Below are 19,173 nucleotides of genomic sequence, written 5' to 3'. Positions count from 1 at the left end.
GTTTTTTTAACGGTACTGAGATTTGAAATAATATATCACCACCACCAGCGTTCCGAAGTCCTGCAATAGCCAGAATGGAAAGCTGTCACTCAGTATATCAGCACCGGTAAGAATAAATTTCATGTTTAAGCTACTTTCACCAAAAAAACCAAAGGCGAGGGCGGCTAAGCCAATTTTACACATTACCGGCAGGGCATGGACTCTTCGGCTATAGGCGGCAAACAAAATCAGCAGCGATGTTATCAGGTCGACGAAGATAATAAAGGGAAGTACCCAGCCATTCATTATGTTAAGCATTTATTCTCCATCGGGTTTGTTGTGGGTTAAATCAGGCGGAGAAAGTGATTCATGTCTGACTTTATTTTTGATGACGCTTGCAACATCAAAAATATCGCGTTGTTCATGCCGGCGAAAAAAGTTGGCCAGCCAGACGATCAGGCCATTACTCATTGCCCCGAGGATATACCCTAAACCAAGCGTGATATCGGCCTGATTAAGGTCTATCTTTAACCAGCGGGCTGCTAATCCACCTAATGCGACGGCCGCGCCCATGCTGATTCCACCAAAAATAATGCCTGCCATAAATCGGCTGTGCTGGTGCAATCGCTGCGGTTGCCAGAAAAACGAGATACTGACGCCGCCAAATAAACCTGAAAAAGCCAGCAAGGCTTCACTGATGAGGGTCGGGAGATAGATGTCAGACATACGTTCATCCTCTGCAAGGATAAATCCCCTCGGAAAAGGGGATTTATTATCGTAACGGGCGCTTATTATTGGCAGGGATCCAGCTCAACAATATGCTGATACTTATCGGTCGTAATAAAGCGCTGTTGCCCTGACAGGCTGTAAATCAAACGCTTGGGAGAGCGATATCCCTTCACGACATCGACATCCGCGCTAAGCCAGGGCTGACTGGAAGGAAGAGCGCGATCGCTGTATTTATCGCCACCGATCCATTTTTGATTGGTGAGTTTCACTCCCCAAAGCGATTCGCTTTCATTTCCCGACCAGCCGAGGCGTTTAGCCTCATCCGAGGTAATATAGCGGTCGGGCAGGCGCCCAAAATTTTTTATATGACGAAGCGTTGTCGCCAGATCGGTCACGTTATTGACGGGCACCATACCCTGAGAAGATAAAAAGGCGTTGGCTTCCTTTATTTCCTCTTCGCAGGTTGGCATGGCGGCGGTTGCCTGTAACACGGTGAATAACGAAACAGACAGTACGGCCATTTTCACTATGTATAGTGGTTTCATTGTAATTTTCCTGTTGAATTAACTAAGAAATAGCTTCATTTCCGCCTCGCGGCGTCGGGTAAGCCCGGTCAAAACCTTACCACCTGCCTTATTCCAGCTTTTGAACTGCAGTGCGGCGCCCTGGATATCGCCTGCGTTGAATTTTTTGAGCAGCGTGGATTTCTTTAAATTGCCCACGCCAAGGTTGAAGGCGAACGAAACCAGCGCGTCGAATTGGTTCTGTGTCGAAGCGCTGTTCAGCAGTTTTTTCACGCCGTCCTCGGTGCGTTTCAGATCTTTGCGCAGCAGATCTTTGGCCTCACCGGTGGTAATTTTGGTGAGCTTTTCCATCTCCTCTTTGAGGATCAAATGGCCATATCCGATGGTCCACAAACCTACGGCATCGCGATAACGCTCCAGCTTCAGCCCTTCGAACTGGCAAATAAGCTGAATGCCCCTGTCACCTGTACGTTCTGGTTGTTTTTGCATTACGGAGTCTCCTCTGCTTTCGGACGGGGAATCACCTTGTTGGTGTATTCGTCAATCAAACGCATGACGCTTTCCGGTGGCTCAAGTGCGGTAAATTGCATCTCTACATCGACGTGGCGGCTATCACGCCCGCCTTTGTTATCGCTGGAAGGCGACAGGCTGACGTGAAAGCGGCCGAAGTCGTTTTCACCGGACTGGCGGGAAGGGGCCTGCATGCCTTCCGTACGGATCGTCAGGTTGACCTTCATCTTTTCCAGCATCAGCCCGCGCGGTGTCGAAAGCGCGACTAAGGGCAGGTCAAAGTAGTGCTTTTCATCCAGTGCCAGCTGTACGGTGCGCGGTACCAACGAACCGTCCTCTGCGGGTTCGAAAAAGGGATCCAGCGCCTTCATATACTGCTGAGCAATCAGTTCGTTGGCCGCAGTGGCCGCGTACTGCATTCCGCGCGTGATATCTTCAAGCGAGATCGGCACGCCGGGAATATCGGCTGGAGGCGCTGGAGGCGTGTTTTCCTGTACCGGTGGCGTGCCTTCATCCTCTTTGCCCGTCTTGTTTTCCGGCTCTTCATCCTTGCCGCCGCGCAGCCATTTTTTAAAAGACATATTTCGCTCCTGGAAAAAGGGCTACCCGGGTAGCCCCTGCGTTACGGAATCGCACGTATGTCGCGGCGTGGAAGATTATTGCGCGGCGACAGGCTTGGTTTTGGCGTTGGTCAGGTAATCAATCACGCGCTGCAGAGCTTCAGGTGGCTCCTGGCGTTTAATCTGGGTATGAATGGAATATTTCGCGCGTGTATCGGTCGAACGGGTCTGCTCCGATTTATGGGAGACCTTGCCGGTCATTTTCGCTTTGAAAACGCCCCAGCCGATGGACGCTTCCACGGAAGCCTCCGCTTCGGTGCTGCTGGAACTGGCTTCGCTCTGGCTCACTTCCAGCTCAAAGTCGATGGTGCCTTCCTCGATGCAGATGATGGGGTGGGTGACCGCCGCCAGGAGCGGAATACTCATCTTGCGGGTCACGCTGCCTTTATTGACCCCCTGTTCGTCTACCACGGTTTCGTCGTAATCGAACTCGATCGCAACAGCTTTGCCGTCTTTAATACAGACGGAGAGCAGGAAGTCGGTATAGGACTTGCTCGCCTGGACCTGTGCTTTGATCATCGCCTGCAGCGGACCGCCGATCATATGTTCCAGCGGCAGGGCGTTAATAACTGAACCAATAAATTGTGAATCCATGATGTGAACTCCTTGAATCAGTGAATGCGCGGTTGCGCAGGAGCCACATTACGGAAAGCGAGAAGGGGAAAATATTGGGTAAATGGCATGGCGAGAGGACGCAAAAAACCTATGCCGATCGCAGGATAATCTTAAGGGGTGGTGTTGAGTGATATTCCGGTTTATTGTTGAAATCCCTGCCTCATCGAATTCCGGAGAACCATCGCGTGTTTCAGAAAGTTGACGCCTATGCCGGCGACCCTATCCTCTCCTTAATGGAGCGTTTCAAAGAAGATCCTCGCAGCGACAAAGTAAACCTCAGCATCGGTTTGTATTACAACGAGGATGGCATCATTCCTCAATTAAAAGCCGTTGCCGAAGCCGAAGCGCGTCTGAACGCTGTTCCACACGGTGCTTCTCTTTATCTGCCGATGGAAGGGTTAAACGCCTACCGCAACACCATCGCTCCGCTGTTATTCGGTGCCGATCACGCGGTGCTCGCGCAAAAACGCGTGGCGACCATCCAGACGCTGGGCGGCTCGGGTGCGCTGAAAGTGGGTGCAGACTTCCTGAAAAAATACTTCCCGGATTCAGGCGTGTGGGTCAGTGACCCGACGTGGGAAAACCACGTTGCGATCTTCGAGGGCGCAGGTTTCAACGTGGCGACCTATCCGTGGTTCGACAGCGAAACGAACGGCGTGCGCGTTGAAGCGCTGCTGGAAAAACTGAACACCCTGCCGGCGCGCAGCATTGTGCTGCTGCATCCATGCTGCCATAACCCGACCGGGGCGGATCTCACCAACGCCCAGTGGGATGCGGTGATTGAGGTACTGAAGGCCCGCGACCTGATTCCATTCCTCGACATCGCCTACCAGGGCTTTGGCGCAGGCATGGAAGAAGATGCTTACGCCATCCGCGCCGTGGCCAGCGCAGGGCTGCCAGCGCTGGTCAGCAACTCCTTCTCTAAAATTTTCTCCCTGTACGGTGAACGCGTTGGCGGTCTGTCCGTGGTGTGTGAAGACGCCGAAGCGACGGGTCGCGTGCTCGGCCAGCTGAAGGCGACGGTGCGCCGCATTTACTCCAGCCCGCCGAACTTTGGTGCGCAGGTGGTGGCGACGGTGCTCGGCGACGAACAGCTGAAAGCGTCCTGGCTTGCCGAAGTGGAAGCGATGCGTAAGCGTATCCTGTCCATGCGTCAGGAGCTGGTTAACGTGCTGAAAGAGGCGGTGCCTGGGCATAACTTCGACTATCTGCTCAAGCAGCGCGGGATGTTCAGCTATACCGGACTGAGCGCTGCGCAGGTCGATCGCCTGCGGGAAGAGTTCGGCGTTTACCTGATCGCCAGCGGCCGTATGTGCGTGGCGGGCCTGAATGCCAGCAACGTTCATCGCGTGGCGCAGGCATTTGCTGCTGTAATGTAAGTACTTACTATTCACTTTCCCCTCTCCCTGTGGGAGAGGGCCGGGTGAGGGCATCTGGCCGCACAAAAACCTTGCCCGGTGGCGCTTCGCTTACCGGGCGTACGGGCTGGGTGTTCTCCCTCTCACCGTGGGAGAGGTCCGGTGTGAGGGCATCTGGCCGCACAAAAACCTTGCCCGGTGGCGCTTCGCTTACCGGGCCTACGGGCTGGGTGTTCTCCCTCTCACCGTGGGAGAGGGCCGGGGTGAGGGCATCAGGCCGCACAAAAACCTTGCCCGGTGGCGCTTCGCTTACCGGGCCTACGGGCTGGGTGTTCTCCCTCTCCCTGTGGGAGAGGGCCGGGGTGAGGGCATCATGCCGCACAAAAACCTTGCCCGGTGGCGCTTCGCTTACCGGGCGTACGGGCTGGGTGTTCTCCCTCTCCCCGTGGGAGAGGGCTGGGGTGAGGGTATCAGGCCGCACAAAAACCTTGCCCGGCGCTTTGTGATCGTCTTCTTTTTATTCAGCTTCATAAGCAAAAACTCCTTCCCTTCACCTCCCGCTGGGGTTATGGTCGGATAGTTTTTTGACCATCTACTCAAATTAAAACGATAACAAACTGAATATTCAGGGGAAAATATGCGCAAGATCACACTGGCGCTCAGCGCCGCCTGCTTATTGTTCTCGCTTAATAGCGCCGTCGTCGCGCGAGCTTCTGCCCCGACGCCGCTTTACACCGGCACCACCGCCGCCATTCTCGCCGAGCAGGCGCCCATTCACTGGGTTTCCGTGGCCCAAATCGAAAACAGCCTGATCGGCCGTGCGCCAATGGCCGTGGGTTTTGACATTGACGATACCGTGCTGTTCTCAAGCCCCGGCTTCTGGCGCGGGAAGAAAACGTATTCACCCGACAGCGAAGCGTATCTGAAGAACCCGGAATTCTGGGAAAAAATGAATAACGGCTGGGACGAATTCAGCATCCCGAAAGAGGTTGCCCGTGCGCTTATTGCCATGCACGTGAAGCGCGGTGACAGCATCTACTTTGTCACCGGCCGCAGTCAGACCAAAACCGAAACCGTCTCTAAAACGCTGCAGGATGATTTCCAGATCCCGGCGACCAGCATGAATCCGGTCATTTTTGCCGGTGACAAAGAAGGGCAAAACACCAAAACCCAGTGGCTGGAAAAGAAAAATATCAAAGTATTCTACGGCGATTCGGATAACGACATCACCGCCGCGCATGACGTGGGGGCCAGAGGGATCAGGGTGTTACGTGCCTCTAACTCCACGTATCGACCGCTGCCGATGGCCGGAAAGTTTGGCGAAGAGGTGATCGTCAACTCGGAGTATTAAGTACACGGCAGCGGGCTTGACTCTTTTTTAATCAAATCTCGCTGCTGCGGGTTTTACCTTTCGTCTTCTTGCTGCACACTTAGAAAGATTCATCTTTCATCACGGAGCAGCACATGTGGTACCAACAGACCCTGACCTTAAGCGCTAAACCACGCGGATTTCACCTGGTGACGGATGAAGTCATCGGGCAACTCCGCGACCTGTCGCGGGTGAAAACGGGTTTGCTGCATCTGCTGCTTCAGCACACGTCTGCCTCTCTCACGCTGAATGAAAATTGCGATCCCACCGTCCGGTCCGACATGGAGCACCATTTTCTGAAGAGCGTACCGGACAACGCGCCTTACGAGCATGACTATGAGGGGGCGGACGATATGCCTTCGCATATTAAATCCTCCCTGCTGGGCGTATCGTTGATGCTGCCGGTTCACAACGGGCGGCTGCTGTTGGGAACGTGGCAGGGGATCTGGCTGGGAGAGCATCGCATTCACGGTGGTTCGCGTAAAATTATCGCCACGCTACAAGGGGAATAAAGATGACAATTTCGGAGATACTTCAGTACTGCATGAGCAAGCCCGGCGCGGAGCAGAGCGTTCACAGCGACTGGAAAGCCACGCAGATTAAAGTGGGAGATGTCCTGTTTGCGATGGTGAAAGAGGTGGAAGGCCGTCCGGCGGCGTCGCTGAAAACCAGCCCTGAACTGGCGGATTTGCTACGTCAGCAGCATGATGACGTGAGGCCGAGCAAGCACCTTAATAAGGCGCACTGGAGCACCGTCTATCTGGATGGGTCGATTCCTGGCTCGCAGATTTACTACCTGGTGGACGCGTCCTATCAGCAGGCGGTTGAGCTGCTGCCGGAAACCACCCGACAGCAACTCTCCGTCTGACAATTACAGCAACGGTTTAAGGAAGCGCGCGGTGTGCGAGGCTTCGCACTCTGCAACGGTCTCTGGCGTACCGGAGACGAGAATTTCACCGCCGCCGCTGCCGCCTTCCGGGCCGAGATCGACAATCCAGTCCGCAGTTTTAATCACGTCCAGGTTATGCTCGATGACCACGATGGTGTTGCCCTGATCGCGCAGCTGATGCAGAACCTCGAGCAGCTGCTGGATGTCGGCAAAGTGCAGGCCGGTGGTCGGCTCGTCCAGAATGTAGAGCGTCTGACCGGTGCCGCGTTTTGACAGCTCACGCGCCAGCTTCACGCGCTGCGCTTCACCGCCGGACAGCGTGGTGGCGGACTGTCCCAGACGAATGTAGGTCAGGCCTACGTCCATCAGCGTCTGCAGCTTACGCGCCAGCGCAGGGACGGCGTCAAAGAACTCGCGCGCCTCTTCGATGGTCATGTCCAGCACTTCGTGGATGGTCTTGCCTTTGTACTTAATCTCCAGCGTTTCGCGGTTATAGCGTTTGCCTTTGCACTGGTCGCACGGCACGTAGATATCCGGCAGGAAGTGCATCTCAACCTTGATCACGCCGTCGCCCTGGCACGCTTCGCAGCGGCCACCGCGCACGTTAAAGCTGAAACGTCCTGGCGTATAGCCGCGTGAGCGCGCTTCCGGCACGCCGGCAAACAGTTCACGTACGGGCGTGAAGACGCCGGTATAGGTTGCCGGGTTAGAGCGCGGAGTACGGCCAATCGGGCTCTGGTCAATGTCGATAACTTTATCGAAATGCTCCAGACCCTGGATATCGCGGTACGGCGCAGGCTCGGCCAGCGTCGCGCCGTTCAGCGCAGTCTGCGCAATCGGGAACAGCGTATCGTTGATCAGCGTCGATTTACCGGAACCGGACACGCCGGTGATGCAGGTAAACAGGCCAACCGGCAGCGTCAGGGTGACGTCTTTCAGGTTGTTGCCGCGCGCGCCGGTCAGCTTCAGCACTTTTTCCGGATCTGCCGCTACGCGCTGTTTCGGCACTTCAATCTTGCGCTTGCCGCTCATGAACTGGCCGGTCAGCGATTCGGGTACCGCCATAATGTCCTTCAGCGTCCCTTCCGCGACTACCTGGCCGCCGTGTACGCCAGCGCCTGGGCCAATGTCGATGACGTGGTCAGCCGCGCGGATCGCATCTTCATCGTGCTCGACCACAATTACCGTGTTGCCGAGGTTGCGCAGGTGAACCAGCGTCCCGAGCAGACGCTCGTTGTCGCGCTGGTGCAGGCCGATGGACGGCTCATCCAGCACGTACATCACGCCTACCAGACCTGCACCAATCTGGCTCGCCAGACGGATACGCTGGGCTTCACCGCCGGAGAGCGTTTCCGCCGAGCGGGAAAGCGTCAGGTAGTTCAGGCCAACGTTCACCAGGAACTTCAGGCGATCGCCGATCTCTTTCAGCACTTTTTCGGCAATTTTCGCGCGCTGGCCGGAGAGCTTCAGGTTGTTGAAGAAGTCCATCGCGTGACCGATGCTCATGTCTGAGATGGTCGGCAGCGCGGTGTTTTCCACAAACACGTGGCGCGCTTCGCGACGCAGACGCGTACCCTCACAGGTGGCGCAGGAGCGGTTGCTGATGAACTTTGCCAGCTCCTCGCGCACCGCGCTGGATTCGGTCTCTTTGTAGCGGCGCTCCATGTTGTGCAGCACCCCTTCGAACGGGTGGCGACGCACGGAGGTATCGCCGCGATCGTTCATGTACTTGAACTCGATGTTCTCTTTGCCGGAACCGAACAGGATCACTTTGTGCACGTTCGCGCTCAGGCTCGCCCACGGGGCTTCGACGTCGAACTTATAGTGCTCTGCCAGCGATTTCAGCATCTGGAAGTAGTAGAAGTTACGCTTGTCCCAGCCGCGAATGGCGCCGCCCGCCAGCGACAGCTCCGGGTTCTGGATCACGCGGTCCGGGTCGAAATATTGTTGAACGCCCAGGCCGTCACACGTCGGACACGCGCCCGCCGGGTTGTTGAATGAGAACAGGCGCGGTTCCAGCTCGCGCATGCTGTAGCCGCAAATCGGGCAGGCGAAGTTGGCGGAGAAGAGCAGCTCTTCCGCTTTTGGATCGTCCATGTCGGAGACCACGGCCGTGCCGCCAGAGAGTTCCAGCGCGGTTTCAAAGGACTCCGCCAGGCGCGTGGCGAGATCGTCGCGCACCTTGAAGCGGTCAATCACCACTTCGATGGTGTGCTTCTTCTGCAGCTCCAGCTTTGGCGGATCGGACAGGTCACACACCTCGCCGTCGATACGGGCGCGGATATAGCCCTGGCTTGCCAGGTTTTCCAGCGTTTTGGTGTGTTCGCCTTTTCGCTCTTTAATTATCGGCGCCAGCAGCATCAGGCGTTTGCCTTCCGGCTGCGACAGCACGTTATCCACCATCTGGCTGACGGTCTGGGCCGCCAGCGGGACGTCGTGGTCCGGGCAGCGCGGCTCGCCCACGCGGGCATACAGCAGACGCAGGTAGTCATGGATTTCGGTAATGGTACCGACCGTTGAGCGCGGGTTATGCGAGGTGGACTTCTGCTCAATAGAGATAGCAGGGGATAACCCTTCAATGTGGTCGACATCCGGTTTTTCCATCAGCGACAGGAACTGACGCGCGTACGCAGAGAGCGATTCAACGTAACGACGCTGTCCTTCGGCATACAAAGTGTCGAAAGCCAGTGAGGATTTGCCAGACCCCGAAAGCCCGGTCACGACAATGAGTTTGTCGCGAGGGATTATGAGGTTGATATTCTTGAGATTGTGGGTGCGGGCGCCCCGAACTTCGATCTTATCCATTCACCTTTCCCGGTTGGAACACGGATTGCCTGATTTGTTTGAAGGACAAACGGCTGTCAGAAACGGCTAATTATGACACAATTTGACCTGTTTGAATATACAGTATTGGAATGCATTTTCTGATTGGCTGTGTAACAATGTGGAGTTGCGAGAGAACTCTGGAACGTGCTACGCAACTATCAAAGTGCAGCATGGAAATGGTACACTCGCGCGTTTACACTATTAAGAAACGTATTCAGGAGACACGAACATGGCCAGCAGAGGCGTAAACAAGGTGATTCTCGTCGGTAATCTGGGCCAGGACCCGGAAGTACGCTACATGCCGAGTGGTGGCGCAGTTGCCAACATTACGCTGGCTACTTCCGAATCCTGGCGTGATAAAGCGACCGGTGAGATGAAAGAGCAGACCGAATGGCACCGCGTTGTGCTGTTTGGCAAACTGGCAGAAGTGGCCGGTGAGTATCTGCGTAAAGGTTCTCAGGTCTATATCGAAGGCCAGCTGCGTACCCGCAAATGGACCGATCAGTCCGGTGCTGAGAAGTACACCACTGAAGTCGTGGTTAACGTGGGCGGTACCATGCAGATGCTGGGTGGCCGTCAGGGCGGTGGTGCACCAGCAGGTGGCGGTCAGACCCAGCAGCAGGGCGGTTGGGGTCAGCCTCAGCAGCCGCAGGGCGGCAACCAGTTCAGCGGCGGCGCACAGTCTCGTCCGCAGCAGCAGTCTGCTCCGGCGCCGTCTAACGAACCGCCAATGGATTTCGACGACGACATTCCGTTCTGATTTCCGCGTGCTGAAAACAAAAAACCCAGACTAGCGTCTGGGTTTTTTTATTCCGTCAGGGATCAGGTTATCACCATCGGCCAGTCTGGCGGCGTGTGGCTCATCGCCTCAACCATCACCACTTTAATATTTTCCCAGACGGCGGCGATATCCAGCAGGGTGATGCCAAGCAGGCCCGTTGCAAACCAGCAGGCCGCACCCAGCCCCAGGAGGGTGCTGATGACAGCAAGACCCGCATAGTCAGATTTACGAAACTGAATATTCAGCGTGCTGGCTAAAAACATCAGTACCGCACTCAACAAAGGCCAGCGCAGGAGAACCATGCTGGTAGTAATGGTTGCCATAAAACCCATCCTCTACAAAACAGACGAACTGAATGAAACGGTGTTTCTCGTTACAAAATATGTGTGAACTATATCACATTTGTTGATTTATTCGCCAGTGCCTGAGCGATCAAAAAAGAGGATTTTATTCTTCAGAAAAGGCGATTGCGCGGGCTGGTCCTGCCTTCGGCGCACGAGGAGGCGGAGCCACAGCTTGCCGAAAATGCCCTTCGGGCAAGTGGGGATAGCGCAAATTCGGTTTTTATAAGAGGGACGTTATTCTCACCCAGTCCTGAAAATATTGTGGTGAAGGCTGACTATTTATAAATCAACGAGCACAATGGCTCAGAGCAAATAGCATAAAACGTCATGATGAAGTTGTACTTTTTTCATGCTGTCAGACGTTTGGCTTAATCAACGATCGTCTGTTGTGTTATCTTCCCGTCAGCCCTAACGGGCTGGATAATTATTTTCCTTAATTGAAACGGAACGAATACTTACAGTTTAACTTACGGGAAAATATTATCGGCATAACGAAATTTAAGATTTTTAATACTAAAAGTCAGTTGCTAACTTCGCATGATTCATGCAACGTAATCACCTGTTTAACAAAGCATCCGGCCTTCATTACTACAGGCGTACAACATGCAGGGATATAGGGCGGGAAATGAATCGTAGCGCGCGGCGCAAAATGCTCAGGGTGGTAGGGATCATCATGGTAGTTATGCTGCCGGTGATGCTTGCGCTATGGTTTGCCCAGCTACGAGCCGTTTCTGAAACAAGCGCCCAGCTACGCACATTTGCTGAACTGGCTTTAGACAAAACAGAGCTGGTTATTCAACAGGTTGAGCTGGCCAGGGACGAGGCTGTAAAATATCAGGGTGAGCTTTGCACGCCGGGACACCGTCAATATATGCTGAACGTTGTTCGTGGTCGCCTGTTTGTCGCCGATTTAATTTACGCTGAAGGTCAGAATTTTCTTTGTTCGACCGTTTTTACACCGGATCACCCCTACGCCATTCCTGTCGCTAATTACACGCGTAAACCTGACGTCGCTATCTATTATTATCGCGACACCCCATTTTATACTGGCTATAAAATGACATATATGCAGCGCGGAAATTATGTGGTTGTAGTTAACCCGCTTTCATACAGCGAAGTCATGTCCGCGGATCATTCTCTCTCCTGGGGTGTGTACGACACGGTAACCAATGCTTTCTTTTCCGTCAGCCAGAAAGCCAATGTTTCTTTATTAAATTCGATGATTCGGGATAAGGAATCGGTATTTCAAAAAGATAACCGCTTTTATACGATCGTAACATCTCCCAAAAGACCGATTGCGGCCATTGTGTCGACATCGAATAAACGCTTTTATGAAACGCTTTATCACCAGGCGACGTTGACGCTGCCGCTGGGCATGATCTGCAGCATTATTATTTTGCTGGTATGGTCCCGTACCCATCGTGAGCTTAATTCGCCGGGGCGCTTACTGCACCGCGCGCTGAACAAACGACAGCTTTGCGTCCACTATCAGCCGATTATTGATATTAAGAATAACCAGTGCGTGGGTGCGGAGGCGCTGTTGCGCTGGCCTGGCTTTAACGGGCAGGTGATGAGCCCGGCTGAGTTTATCCCGCTGGCGGAAAGTGAGGGAATGAGCGAGCGGATTACGGACTATGTCGTTGAGGAGGTGTTCAACGATCTGGGTCATTTCCTGGCCGAGCATCCGCATCTCTATATTTCGATTAACCTGTCGGCCACGGATTTCCACTCCTCGCGGCTGATCGCCATGATTTCCGACAAGGCCCGCCACTACGCCGTCCGTGCGCAGCAAATCAAAATAGAAGTGACGGAACGCGGTTTTATCGATGTGCCAAAAACCACGCCGGTGATTCAGGCTTTCCGTCAGGCGGGTTATGAAGTCGCGATCGATGATTTCGGTACCGGCTACTCGAACCTGCACAACCTCTACTCGCTGAACGTGGATATTCTGAAAATCGATAAATCGTTTATCGATACCTTAACGACCAACAGTACCAGCCACCTGATCGCCGAGCATATTATCGAGATGGCGCAAAGCCTGCGGCTGAAAACCATTGCGGAAGGGGTAGAGACGGCAGAGCAGGTGAGCTGGCTGCTGAAGCGCGGCGTCCAGTTTTGTCAGGGATGGCACTTCGCGAAAGCGATGCCGCCCCAGGAATTTATGACCTGGCAGCAGCAGCCTTTGCACTGAGGGTGATTAATTTAACTGGTGGCGATAGTCGCTCGGCGTGCGGTCAAACTCGCGGCGAAACACGCGGGAAAAAGTTTGTTGCGACACATAGCCAAGGTCCATCGCGATATCAAAAATGGGCCGCTGCGTTGAGCGTAGCGCCTGCGCCGCCAGCAGCAGTCTGCGCTGGCGAATGTACTCGCCCAGCGTTTGATGCATGACCGTGCGGAACATTCTCTGTAAATACCATTTCGAATAGCCCGACTTTTTAGCGACCACATCAATGTTCAACGGTTGGTCGATATGTTCATCAATCCATTCAATAAGCGTCTGAATAATCTGCTGATGCGACATAAGGTTGCCCCTCTGTAGATACAACTATCTCGGTTAATTCGTCGTTTTCTCTGCGGGGGAGTATAATTCCTCAAGTTAACTTGAGGTAAAGAGGTTTTATGGAAAAGAGATTGCCGCGCATTAAAGCGCTTTTAACTCCCGGTGAAGTGGCGAAGCGAAGCGGCGTGGCGGTATCGGCGCTCCACTTCTATGAAAGCAAAGGGTTAATTAAAAGCATCCGTAACGGGGGCAACCAGCGCCGCTATACCCGAGACGTGCTCCGCTACGTGGCGATTATCAAAATTGCGCAACGAATCGGAATTCCCCTGGCCACGATCGGCGAGGCGTTTGGCGTGCTGCCGGAAGGTCACACGCTTAGCCCGAAAGAGTGGAAAGAGCTGTCGTCCCAGTGGCGTGAAGAGCTGGACCGGCGTATTCATACGTTGGTCGTCCTGCGCGACGAACTGGACGGTTGTATCGGCTGCGGCTGCCTGTCGCGTAGCGATTGTCCGTTGCGTAACCCTGGCGACAGGCTGGGCGAGCAGGGGACGGGGGCGCGGCTGCTGGAAGAGGATTGAGCGTGCGTGTAGCCCATTCGCCCGGTGGCGCTTCGCTTACCCGGCCTACCAGACCGTAAAATGTAGGCCGGGTAAGGCGCAGCCGCCACCCGGCAAAACCCCGCGTACATAAAGAACTAAAGCGCCACATAAGGGCGCTTTAGTTTTTCCCGGTCTTTGTCTTTCACTCTATCCCGCTGGTTCACGGGAGGGTTTCCCCCGACATCAGCACCCCTCAGTGTCGAGCTGGTTGGGGAGGTTCCGGATTGTGCTGACACTTTAATTCTATGCAAGACCCGTTTTTTCGCCAGCCTCGTTGGCCGTTTTTTAGACGAATTTTTTTCGCGGTGTTGTTCAATTTTCTATAGTTAAAAAGTATGAATCACAGGAGAAAACCATGCTCACGGTACACCACCTTAACCAGTCGCGCTCGCACCGCGTGATTTGGGCGCTGGAAGAACTCGGCCTGCCTTATGAGATCGTTCACTACGAGCGCGAAAAGAACATGCTGGCACCGGAGGCTCTCAAGAAGGTGCATCCGTTGGGCAAATCGCCGGTCATCGAAGATAACGGGCTGATCCTTGCGGAGTCGGGCGCCATCCTGGAGTACCTGCAGGAAACGTACGATGCCGAGTCACGCCTTAAGCCTTTAGATCCGGCGCATAAGGTGCAATACCGCTTCTGGCTGCATTACGCCGAAGGATCGCTGATGCCGCTACTGTTAATGAAGCTGGTCTTCAACAGTCTCGGCAAGCCGCCGGTGCCGTTTGGTATCAGAACCCTGGGCAAAGCGCTGGGGCAGGGGGTGCAGAAAGCGTATCTCAACCGTCAGTTGGAGACCCATGCGCGCTTTATTGAGTCACATCTTGCCGAAAACAGCTGGTTTGCCGGGGATAGGCTCAGCATGGCCGATATTCAGATGAGCTTCCCGATCTTTGCGCTGCTGGCGCGCGGCGGCATCGCTAATCTGCCGCATATTCAGGCATGGAAGACAAAGGTTGAGAACAGCCCTGGCTGGCAAAAAACCCTGGAGCAAGGGGGTCCGTTATCTATTCCCGGTGAGGACTGAAATGTAAACAAATTGCGCATAGACGATAACGTTTGCGCATCCTCTGTTTATTTCTTCAGCGTCATAAGTGAATTTTAGCGAAAAACGAGAAAGTTCAGTTGAAAAGGGCGGGGATTACGCTAGATAATCGTTTGCCTTAATTTGACCACCCGTTTGTAAGCGCGGAGCTAAACGTTTGCTTTTTTTGTGACGCCCTTTCGTCACAAACGCAACACAAGGATTTGACGTTCAGCTGGCAGTGGCGTCTCCACCTCGCTTACGGACTTCCTAAAAAACTCTCAGGGGATGTTTTCTATGTCTACGCCATCTGCGCGTACTGGCGGTTCACTTGACGCCATGTTTAAAATTTCGGCCCGCGGCAGCACCGTGCGCCAGGAAATTGTTGCCGGTTTGACAACGTTTCTGGCGATGGTTTATTCCGTCATCGTTGTGCCGGGCATGCTGGGCAAAGCAGGCTTCCCGCCAGCGGCCGTCTTTGTGGCGACCTGCCTTGTGGCCGGCGTGGGCTCCATCGTGATGGGCCTGTGGGCGAACCTGCCGCTGGCGATTGGTTGCGCCATCTCTCTGACCGCGTTTACCGCGTTCAGCCTGGTGTTGGGTCAGCATATCAGCGTACCGGTTGCGCTGGGTGCCGTGTTCCTGATGGGTGTGCTGTTTACCGTGATTTCGGCGACCGGCATCCGTAGCTGGATCTTGCGCAACCTGCCGCAGGGCGTGGCGCACGGTACCGGCATCGGCATCGGCCTGTTCCTGTTGCTGATCGCCGCTAACGGCGTCGGTCTAGTCATCAAGAACCCGCTGGACGGTCTGCCGGTAGCGCTGGGCCACTTCGCCAGCTTCCCGGTGATCATGTCGCTGATCGGTCTGGCGGTGATTATCGGTCTGGAAAAACTGAAGGTCCCGGGCGGCATTCTGCTGACCATTATCGGCGTTTCTATTGTCGGCCTGATTTTCGATCCGACCGTACACTTCTCCGGTATCTTCGCCATGCCGTCGCTGAGCGATGACAAAGGCAACTCCCTGATTGGCAGCCTGGATATCGTTGGCGCGCTGAACCCGGTGATCCTGCCAAGCGTGCTGGCGCTGGTCATGACCGCCGTGTTTGACGCGACCGGTACCATTCGTGCGGTGGCCGGTCAGGCGAACCTGCTGGATAAAGACGGTCAGATTATTGATGGCGGAAAAGCGCTGACCACTGACTCCCTGAGCAGCGTCTTCTCCGGCCTGGTGGGCGCGGCGCCTGCGGCGGTGTACATCGAATCTGCAGCGGGTACGGCGGCAGGCGGTAAAACCGGCCTGACGGCGATCACCGTCGGCGTGCTGTTCATGCTGATCCTGTTCCTCTCTCCGCTCTCCTATCTGGTTCCGGCGTATGCGACCGCGCCAGCGCTGATGTACGTTGGCCTGCTGATGCTGAGCAACGTGGCGAAAATCGACTTTGCAGACTTCGTGGACGCCATGTCTGGCCTGATCACCGCGGTCTTCATCGTCCTGACCTGTAACATTGTGACCGGCATTATGATCGGCTTCGCGTCGCTGGTGATTGGTCGTCTGGTTTCCGGTGAATGGCGTAAGCTGAACGTTGGCACCGTGATTATCGCCGTTGCGCTGGTGGCGTTCTACGCGGGCGGCTGGGCAATCTAAGTTGTCCATTGATGCGAAAACGGGTGGCTCAGGCCGCCCGTTTTTATTTTCAGGACTCATCCTGTTGCCTTTTGCGTTACTCTGGAGAAGATAGAATAAAAGGCACGACGCCTTCCGGAGTACATAAGCAACACAGCAAACAGGGAACGCATGGAAATCTTCTTCACAATACTCATCATGACCCTTGTGGTCTCGCTATCCGGGGTGGTTACACGCGTACTGCCCTTTCAGGTCCCCCTGCCATTAATGCAAATTGCCATCGGCGCGCTGCTGGCGTGGCCGACGTTTGGCCTGCACGTGGAATTTGACCCCGAACTGTTCCTCGTGCTGTTTATCCCGCCGCTGCTGTTTGCCGATGGCTGGAAAACGCCCACGCGAGAATTCCTTGAGCACGGGCGCGAGATCTTCGGCCTGGCGCTGGCGCTGGTGGTGGTCACCGTCGTCGGGATTGGTTTTCTGATCTACTGGGCGGTACCGGGTATTCCGTTAATACCGGCTTTCGCGCTGGCCGCCGTGCTGTCGCCAACCGATGCCGTGGCGCTGTCCGGCATTGTGGGTGAAGGCCGTATTCCGAAGAAAATCATGGGGATTTTACAGGGTGAGGCGCTGATGAACGACGCCTCCGGCCTGGTTGCCCTGAAGTTTGCCGTGGCCGTTGCGATGGGCACGATGGTCTTTACCGTCGGCGGCGCAACCCTGGAATTCTTCAAGGTGGCGATTGGCGGTATTCTCGCAGGCTTCGTGGTGAGCTGGCTGTACGGCCGCTCATTGCGCTTCCTCAGCCGCTGGGGCGGCGATGAGCCCGCAACGCAGATCGTACTGCTGTTCCTGCTGCCGTTTGCCTCTTATCTGATTGCCGAACATATCGGCGTGTCGGGCATTCTGGCAGCGGTTGCGGCGGGGATGACCATTACCCGTTCCGGCGTAATGCGCCGCGCGCCGCTGGCCATGCGCCTGCGTGCAAACAGCACCTGGGCGATGCTGGAATTTGTCTTTAACGGCATGGTGTTCCTGCTGTTGGGCCTGCAGCTGCCGGGCATTATGGAATCCTCGCTGGTTGCGGCCGAAGCCGACCCGAACGTTGAGGTCTGGATGCTGTTTACCGACATCGTGCTGATCTACATGGCGCTGATGCTGGTGCGTTTCGGCTGGCTGTGGACGATGAAAAACTTCAGCGTACGTTTCCTGAAGAAAAAGCCGATGGAGTTCGGCTCGTGGACAACGCGTGAGCTGCTGATCGCCTCTTTTGCGGGCGTACGCGGGGCGATCACCCTTGCCGGTGTGCTCTCCATTCCGCTGCTGCTGCCCACGGGCGACGTCTTCCCGGCGCGCTACGAGCTGGTCTTCCTGGCGGCGGGCGTGATTCTGTTCTCCCTGTTTGTCGGCGTGATTATGCTGCCGATTTTACTCCAGCATATTGATGCCGGTGATTCGACTCAGCAGCATAAAGAAGAACGTATTGCCCGGGCGGCGACTGCCGAAGTGGCAATTGTCGCGATTCAGAAAATGGAAGAGCGTCTGGCCGCGGATGCGGAAGAGAACATCGATAATCAGCTGCTGACGGAGGTCAGTTCCCGCGTGATTGGTAACTTGCGCCGCCGCGCGGACGGGCGTAACGACGTGGAAAGCTCGCTGCAGGAGGAGAACCTGGAGCGTCGGTTCCGCCTGGCGGCGCTGCGCTCAGAGCGCGCCGAGCTGTATCACCTGCGCGCCACGCGGCAGATCAGCAACGAAACGCTGCAAAAGCTGCTGCACGATCTGGACCTGCTGGAAGCGCTGTTGATAGAGAATCAGTAGCGCTGTTTTGCCCGGTGGCGCTGCGCTTACCGGGCCTACCTTCGAACCGTAGGCCGGGTAAGGCGAAGCCGCCACCCGGCACTATTCAGACCGCACCCAAAACCCCTCACAACACTGCAGCCACGCCTGCGCGCTCTGCGATAAATACACCCCTTCGCGCCAGATCATCCCCAGTTGCCAGTGCAGGTCGCTCTCCAGCGGGATCCAGCGCAGCGTGTTTTTATCCAGACGTTCGCAAATCGGCTGCGGCAGAATGGCAATCCCCACGCCGGCCTGCACCATCGCCGCCAGGAAATCCCACTGTCCGCTGCGCACCGCTATGCGCGGCTTGACGTTATGCTGGTTAAACAGCGTCATCAGCTGGCGGCTGAGGGCGAAGTCTTCGTTGTAGATCAGCAGAGGGTGCTCGCCGAGCAGTTCAGGTCTCACCGAGTCTAACTTCAGCCAGTCGCCGGAGCGGGGCACCAGCACGCACAGCGGATGGCTAAAGAGAGGAAGCGTCGCCAGACCGCTCTCTTCCTCAACGGGAAGGGCGGTCATTGCCACGTCGAGCTCGCCGTTGGTGACGGCCTGCTGGACGGTTAACCCACCAAACTCCGAAATCTTCAGCTCAACGCCGGGATAACGCTGGCGAAACAGGCTAATCGGCCCGGCCATCATCATCCCCACCATTGGCGGAATGCCGAGGCGAAGCACACCTTTCTTCAGATGATTGATATCGCCCAGCTCCGCTTCCAGCTGGCGAAACTCCGCCAGAATCGCCAGCCCGCGTTCGAACACCACGCGTCCGGTGTCGGTCAGCAGCAGCTTGCGCCCGTCGCGGATCAGCAGGGTACAGTTCAGTTCATCTTCGAGGTTTTTCAGCATCTTGCTTATGGTGGGCTGGGTAACAAACAACTTCTCCGCTGCGCGGGTAAAACTTTGCTGACGAACCACTTCGACAAAATAGCGCAGCGTTCTTATGTCCATGATTATTCCTCGAAACTATACCTTTGATGATTTTAATTCATTTCAGTCCATACCGTGCGCTCTCTATACTGGCGCCTCGTCTCATTTTTG

At 55.4% G+C, this 19,173-nt stretch carries 20 protein-coding genes; 10 read left to right on the top strand and 10 right to left on the bottom strand.

Annotated elements, in window-relative coordinates:
- Window positions 1–6 precede the first annotated feature (6 nt).
- The 6 genes from P346_RS01685 to P346_RS01710 all read right to left on the bottom strand — a co-directional run bounded on the left by P346_RS01685 (window position 7) and on the right by P346_RS01710 (window position 2,956).
- On the bottom strand, window positions 7–297 hold the full coding sequence (locus P346_RS01685; protein ID WP_032662594.1) for a hypothetical protein: 291 nt from the start codon (window positions 295–297) through the stop codon (window positions 7–9).
- Window positions 298–705, bottom strand: a complete 408-nt coding sequence (locus P346_RS01690; RefSeq protein ID WP_032662592.1) for a hypothetical protein — start codon at window positions 703–705, stop codon at window positions 298–300.
- Window positions 706–770: 65 nt separating this feature from the next.
- Window positions 771–1,253: a ribonuclease domain-containing protein gene (locus tag P346_RS01695; RefSeq protein WP_032662590.1), complete on the bottom strand. Its 483-nt coding sequence runs from the start codon at window positions 1,251–1,253 to the stop codon at window positions 771–773.
- An 18-nt stretch (window positions 1,254–1,271) separates the two neighbouring features.
- On the bottom strand, window positions 1,272–1,721 hold the full coding sequence (locus P346_RS01700) for a lysozyme (protein ID WP_032662588.1): 450 nt from the start codon (window positions 1,719–1,721) through the stop codon (window positions 1,272–1,274).
- Window positions 1,721–2,323 carry a DUF2589 domain-containing protein gene (locus tag P346_RS01705; protein WP_032662586.1) on the bottom strand — a complete coding sequence of 201 codons (603 nt, stop codon included), beginning with the start codon at window positions 2,321–2,323 and terminating at the stop codon, window positions 1,721–1,723. Before P346_RS01705 ends, P346_RS01700 begins: the two co-directional genes overlap by 1 nt.
- Before the next feature lie 75 nt (window positions 2,324–2,398).
- The gene (locus tag P346_RS01710) at window positions 2,399–2,956 is read right to left on the bottom strand and encodes a DUF2589 domain-containing protein (protein WP_032662585.1); all 558 of its coding nucleotides are present in this window, start codon (window positions 2,954–2,956) and stop codon (window positions 2,399–2,401) included.
- Window positions 2,957–3,162: 206 nt separating this feature from the next.
- On the opposite strand from P346_RS01710, the gene tyrB reads away from it, so the two are divergent.
- From tyrB to P346_RS01730, 4 genes are all read left to right on the top strand, one after another.
- Window positions 3,163–4,356, top strand: coding sequence for an aromatic amino acid transaminase (gene tyrB / locus P346_RS01715; protein ID WP_032662583.1), 1,194 nt, complete (start codon window positions 3,163–3,165; stop codon window positions 4,354–4,356).
- A gap of 616 nt (window positions 4,357–4,972) precedes the next feature.
- A complete protein-coding gene (aphA, locus tag P346_RS01720) occupies window positions 4,973–5,686 on the top strand; it encodes an acid phosphatase AphA (RefSeq protein ID WP_032662578.1) in 714 nt (237 codons plus the stop codon).
- A gap of 113 nt (window positions 5,687–5,799) precedes the next feature.
- Window positions 5,800–6,216, top strand: a complete 417-nt coding sequence (locus tag P346_RS01725; RefSeq protein ID WP_023310052.1) for a secondary thiamine-phosphate synthase enzyme YjbQ — start codon at window positions 5,800–5,802, stop codon at window positions 6,214–6,216.
- A gap of 2 nt (window positions 6,217–6,218) precedes the next feature.
- Window positions 6,219–6,572, top strand: coding sequence for an MmcQ/YjbR family DNA-binding protein (locus P346_RS01730; protein ID WP_023310053.1), 354 nt, complete (start codon window positions 6,219–6,221; stop codon window positions 6,570–6,572).
- 3 nt (window positions 6,573–6,575) lie between these two features.
- On the opposite strand, the gene uvrA is transcribed toward P346_RS01730, so the two are convergent.
- Entirely contained in the window at window positions 6,576–9,398 is a 2,823-nt protein-coding gene (gene uvrA / locus P346_RS01735; protein WP_032639437.1) for an excinuclease ABC subunit UvrA, read from the bottom strand.
- Between the two features lie 250 nt (window positions 9,399–9,648).
- Between uvrA and ssb1 the strand changes: the two genes are divergently transcribed.
- Complete coding sequence (gene ssb1 / locus P346_RS01740; RefSeq protein WP_032662577.1) at window positions 9,649–10,179, top strand: single-stranded DNA-binding protein SSB1; 531 nt, start codon at window positions 9,649–9,651, stop codon at window positions 10,177–10,179.
- A 62-nt stretch (window positions 10,180–10,241) separates the two neighbouring features.
- Here the strand turns inward: ssb1 and P346_RS01745 are convergent, their stop codons facing one another.
- Window positions 10,242–10,523: a YjcB family protein gene (locus P346_RS01745; RefSeq protein WP_008503385.1), complete on the bottom strand. Its 282-nt coding sequence runs from the start codon at window positions 10,521–10,523 to the stop codon at window positions 10,242–10,244.
- A 646-nt stretch (window positions 10,524–11,169) separates the two neighbouring features.
- Between P346_RS01745 and P346_RS01750 the strand changes: the two genes are divergently transcribed.
- Window positions 11,170–12,735, top strand: a complete 1,566-nt coding sequence (locus P346_RS01750; protein WP_032662576.1) for an EAL domain-containing protein — start codon at window positions 11,170–11,172, stop codon at window positions 12,733–12,735.
- Window positions 12,736–12,741: 6 nt separating this feature from the next.
- On the opposite strand, the gene soxS is transcribed toward P346_RS01750, so the two are convergent.
- A complete protein-coding gene (gene soxS / locus P346_RS01755) occupies window positions 12,742–13,068 on the bottom strand; it encodes a superoxide response transcriptional regulator SoxS (protein WP_013095071.1) in 327 nt (108 codons plus the stop codon).
- A gap of 98 nt (window positions 13,069–13,166) precedes the next feature.
- Here soxS and soxR point away from each other — a divergent pair, with 98 nt between their 5' ends.
- The 4 genes from soxR (at window position 13,167) to P346_RS01775 (ending at window position 18,114) form a co-directional block, all read left to right on the top strand.
- A complete protein-coding gene (gene soxR / locus P346_RS01760; RefSeq protein WP_023310057.1) occupies window positions 13,167–13,625 on the top strand; it encodes a redox-sensitive transcriptional activator SoxR in 459 nt (152 codons plus the stop codon).
- Window positions 13,626–14,001: 376 nt separating this feature from the next.
- A complete protein-coding gene (locus P346_RS01765) occupies window positions 14,002–14,673 on the top strand; it encodes a glutathione S-transferase family protein (RefSeq protein ID WP_032662574.1) in 672 nt (223 codons plus the stop codon).
- Between the two features lie 294 nt (window positions 14,674–14,967).
- Window positions 14,968–16,317 (top strand): guanine/hypoxanthine transporter GhxP, encoded by a 1,350-nt coding sequence (ghxP, locus tag P346_RS01770; RefSeq protein ID WP_023310059.1) that lies wholly within the window; start codon window positions 14,968–14,970, stop codon window positions 16,315–16,317.
- Between the two features lie 150 nt (window positions 16,318–16,467).
- A complete protein-coding gene (locus P346_RS01775) occupies window positions 16,468–18,114 on the top strand; it encodes a Na+/H+ antiporter (protein WP_023310060.1) in 1,647 nt (548 codons plus the stop codon).
- An 81-nt stretch (window positions 18,115–18,195) separates the two neighbouring features.
- Here the strand turns inward: P346_RS01775 and P346_RS01780 are convergent, their stop codons facing one another.
- A complete protein-coding gene (locus P346_RS01780; protein ID WP_032662572.1) occupies window positions 18,196–19,083 on the bottom strand; it encodes a LysR family transcriptional regulator in 888 nt (295 codons plus the stop codon).
- Window positions 19,084–19,173: the final 90 nt, after the last annotated feature.

The sequence above is a fragment of the Enterobacter sp. DC1 genome, from assembly GCF_000568075.1.
In the GTDB taxonomy this organism is placed as follows: Bacteria; Pseudomonadota; Gammaproteobacteria; order Enterobacterales; family Enterobacteriaceae; genus Enterobacter; species Enterobacter asburiae.
The sequence above is the reverse complement of the archived record's forward strand: the minus strand, read 5'-3'. Positions and strand labels throughout refer to the sequence as shown.

Bases quoted from the DNA above. Each gene is read 5' to 3' on its own strand.
- P346_RS01685 (WP_032662594.1), bottom strand. From the start codon at position 297: ATGCTTAACATAATGAATGGCTGGGTACTTCCCTTTATTATCTTCGTC.
- P346_RS01690 (WP_032662592.1), bottom strand. From the start codon at position 705: ATGTCTGACATCTATCTCCCGACCCTCATCAGTGAAGCCTTGCTGGCT.
- P346_RS01695 (WP_032662590.1), bottom strand. From the start codon at position 1,253: ATGAAACCACTATACATAGTGAAAATGGCCGTACTGTCTGTTTCGTTA.
- P346_RS01700 (WP_032662588.1), bottom strand. From the start codon at position 1,721: ATGCAAAAACAACCAGAACGTACAGGTGACAGGGGCATTCAGCTTATT.
- P346_RS01705 (WP_032662586.1), bottom strand. From the start codon at position 2,323: ATGTCTTTTAAAAAATGGCTGCGCGGCGGCAAGGATGAAGAGCCGGAA.
- P346_RS01710 (WP_032662585.1), bottom strand. From the start codon at position 2,956: ATGGATTCACAATTTATTGGTTCAGTTATTAACGCCCTGCCGCTGGAA.
- aphA (WP_032662578.1), top strand. From the start codon at position 4,973: ATGCGCAAGATCACACTGGCGCTCAGCGCCGCCTGCTTATTGTTCTCG.
- P346_RS01725 (WP_023310052.1), top strand. From the start codon at position 5,800: ATGTGGTACCAACAGACCCTGACCTTAAGCGCTAAACCACGCGGATTT.
- P346_RS01730 (WP_023310053.1), top strand. From the start codon at position 6,219: ATGACAATTTCGGAGATACTTCAGTACTGCATGAGCAAGCCCGGCGCG.
- uvrA (WP_032639437.1), bottom strand. From the start codon at position 9,398: ATGGATAAGATCGAAGTTCGGGGCGCCCGCACCCACAATCTCAAGAAT.
- ssb1 (WP_032662577.1), top strand. From the start codon at position 9,649: ATGGCCAGCAGAGGCGTAAACAAGGTGATTCTCGTCGGTAATCTGGGC.
- P346_RS01745 (WP_008503385.1), bottom strand. From the start codon at position 10,523: ATGGCAACCATTACTACCAGCATGGTTCTCCTGCGCTGGCCTTTGTTG.
- P346_RS01750 (WP_032662576.1), top strand. From the start codon at position 11,170: ATGAATCGTAGCGCGCGGCGCAAAATGCTCAGGGTGGTAGGGATCATC.
- soxS (WP_013095071.1), bottom strand. From the start codon at position 13,068: ATGTCGCATCAGCAGATTATTCAGACGCTTATTGAATGGATTGATGAA.
- soxR (WP_023310057.1), top strand. From the start codon at position 13,167: ATGGAAAAGAGATTGCCGCGCATTAAAGCGCTTTTAACTCCCGGTGAA.
- P346_RS01765 (WP_032662574.1), top strand. From the start codon at position 14,002: ATGCTCACGGTACACCACCTTAACCAGTCGCGCTCGCACCGCGTGATT.
- ghxP (WP_023310059.1), top strand. From the start codon at position 14,968: ATGTCTACGCCATCTGCGCGTACTGGCGGTTCACTTGACGCCATGTTT.
- P346_RS01775 (WP_023310060.1), top strand. From the start codon at position 16,468: ATGGAAATCTTCTTCACAATACTCATCATGACCCTTGTGGTCTCGCTA.
- P346_RS01780 (WP_032662572.1), bottom strand. From the start codon at position 19,083: ATGGACATAAGAACGCTGCGCTATTTTGTCGAAGTGGTTCGTCAGCAA.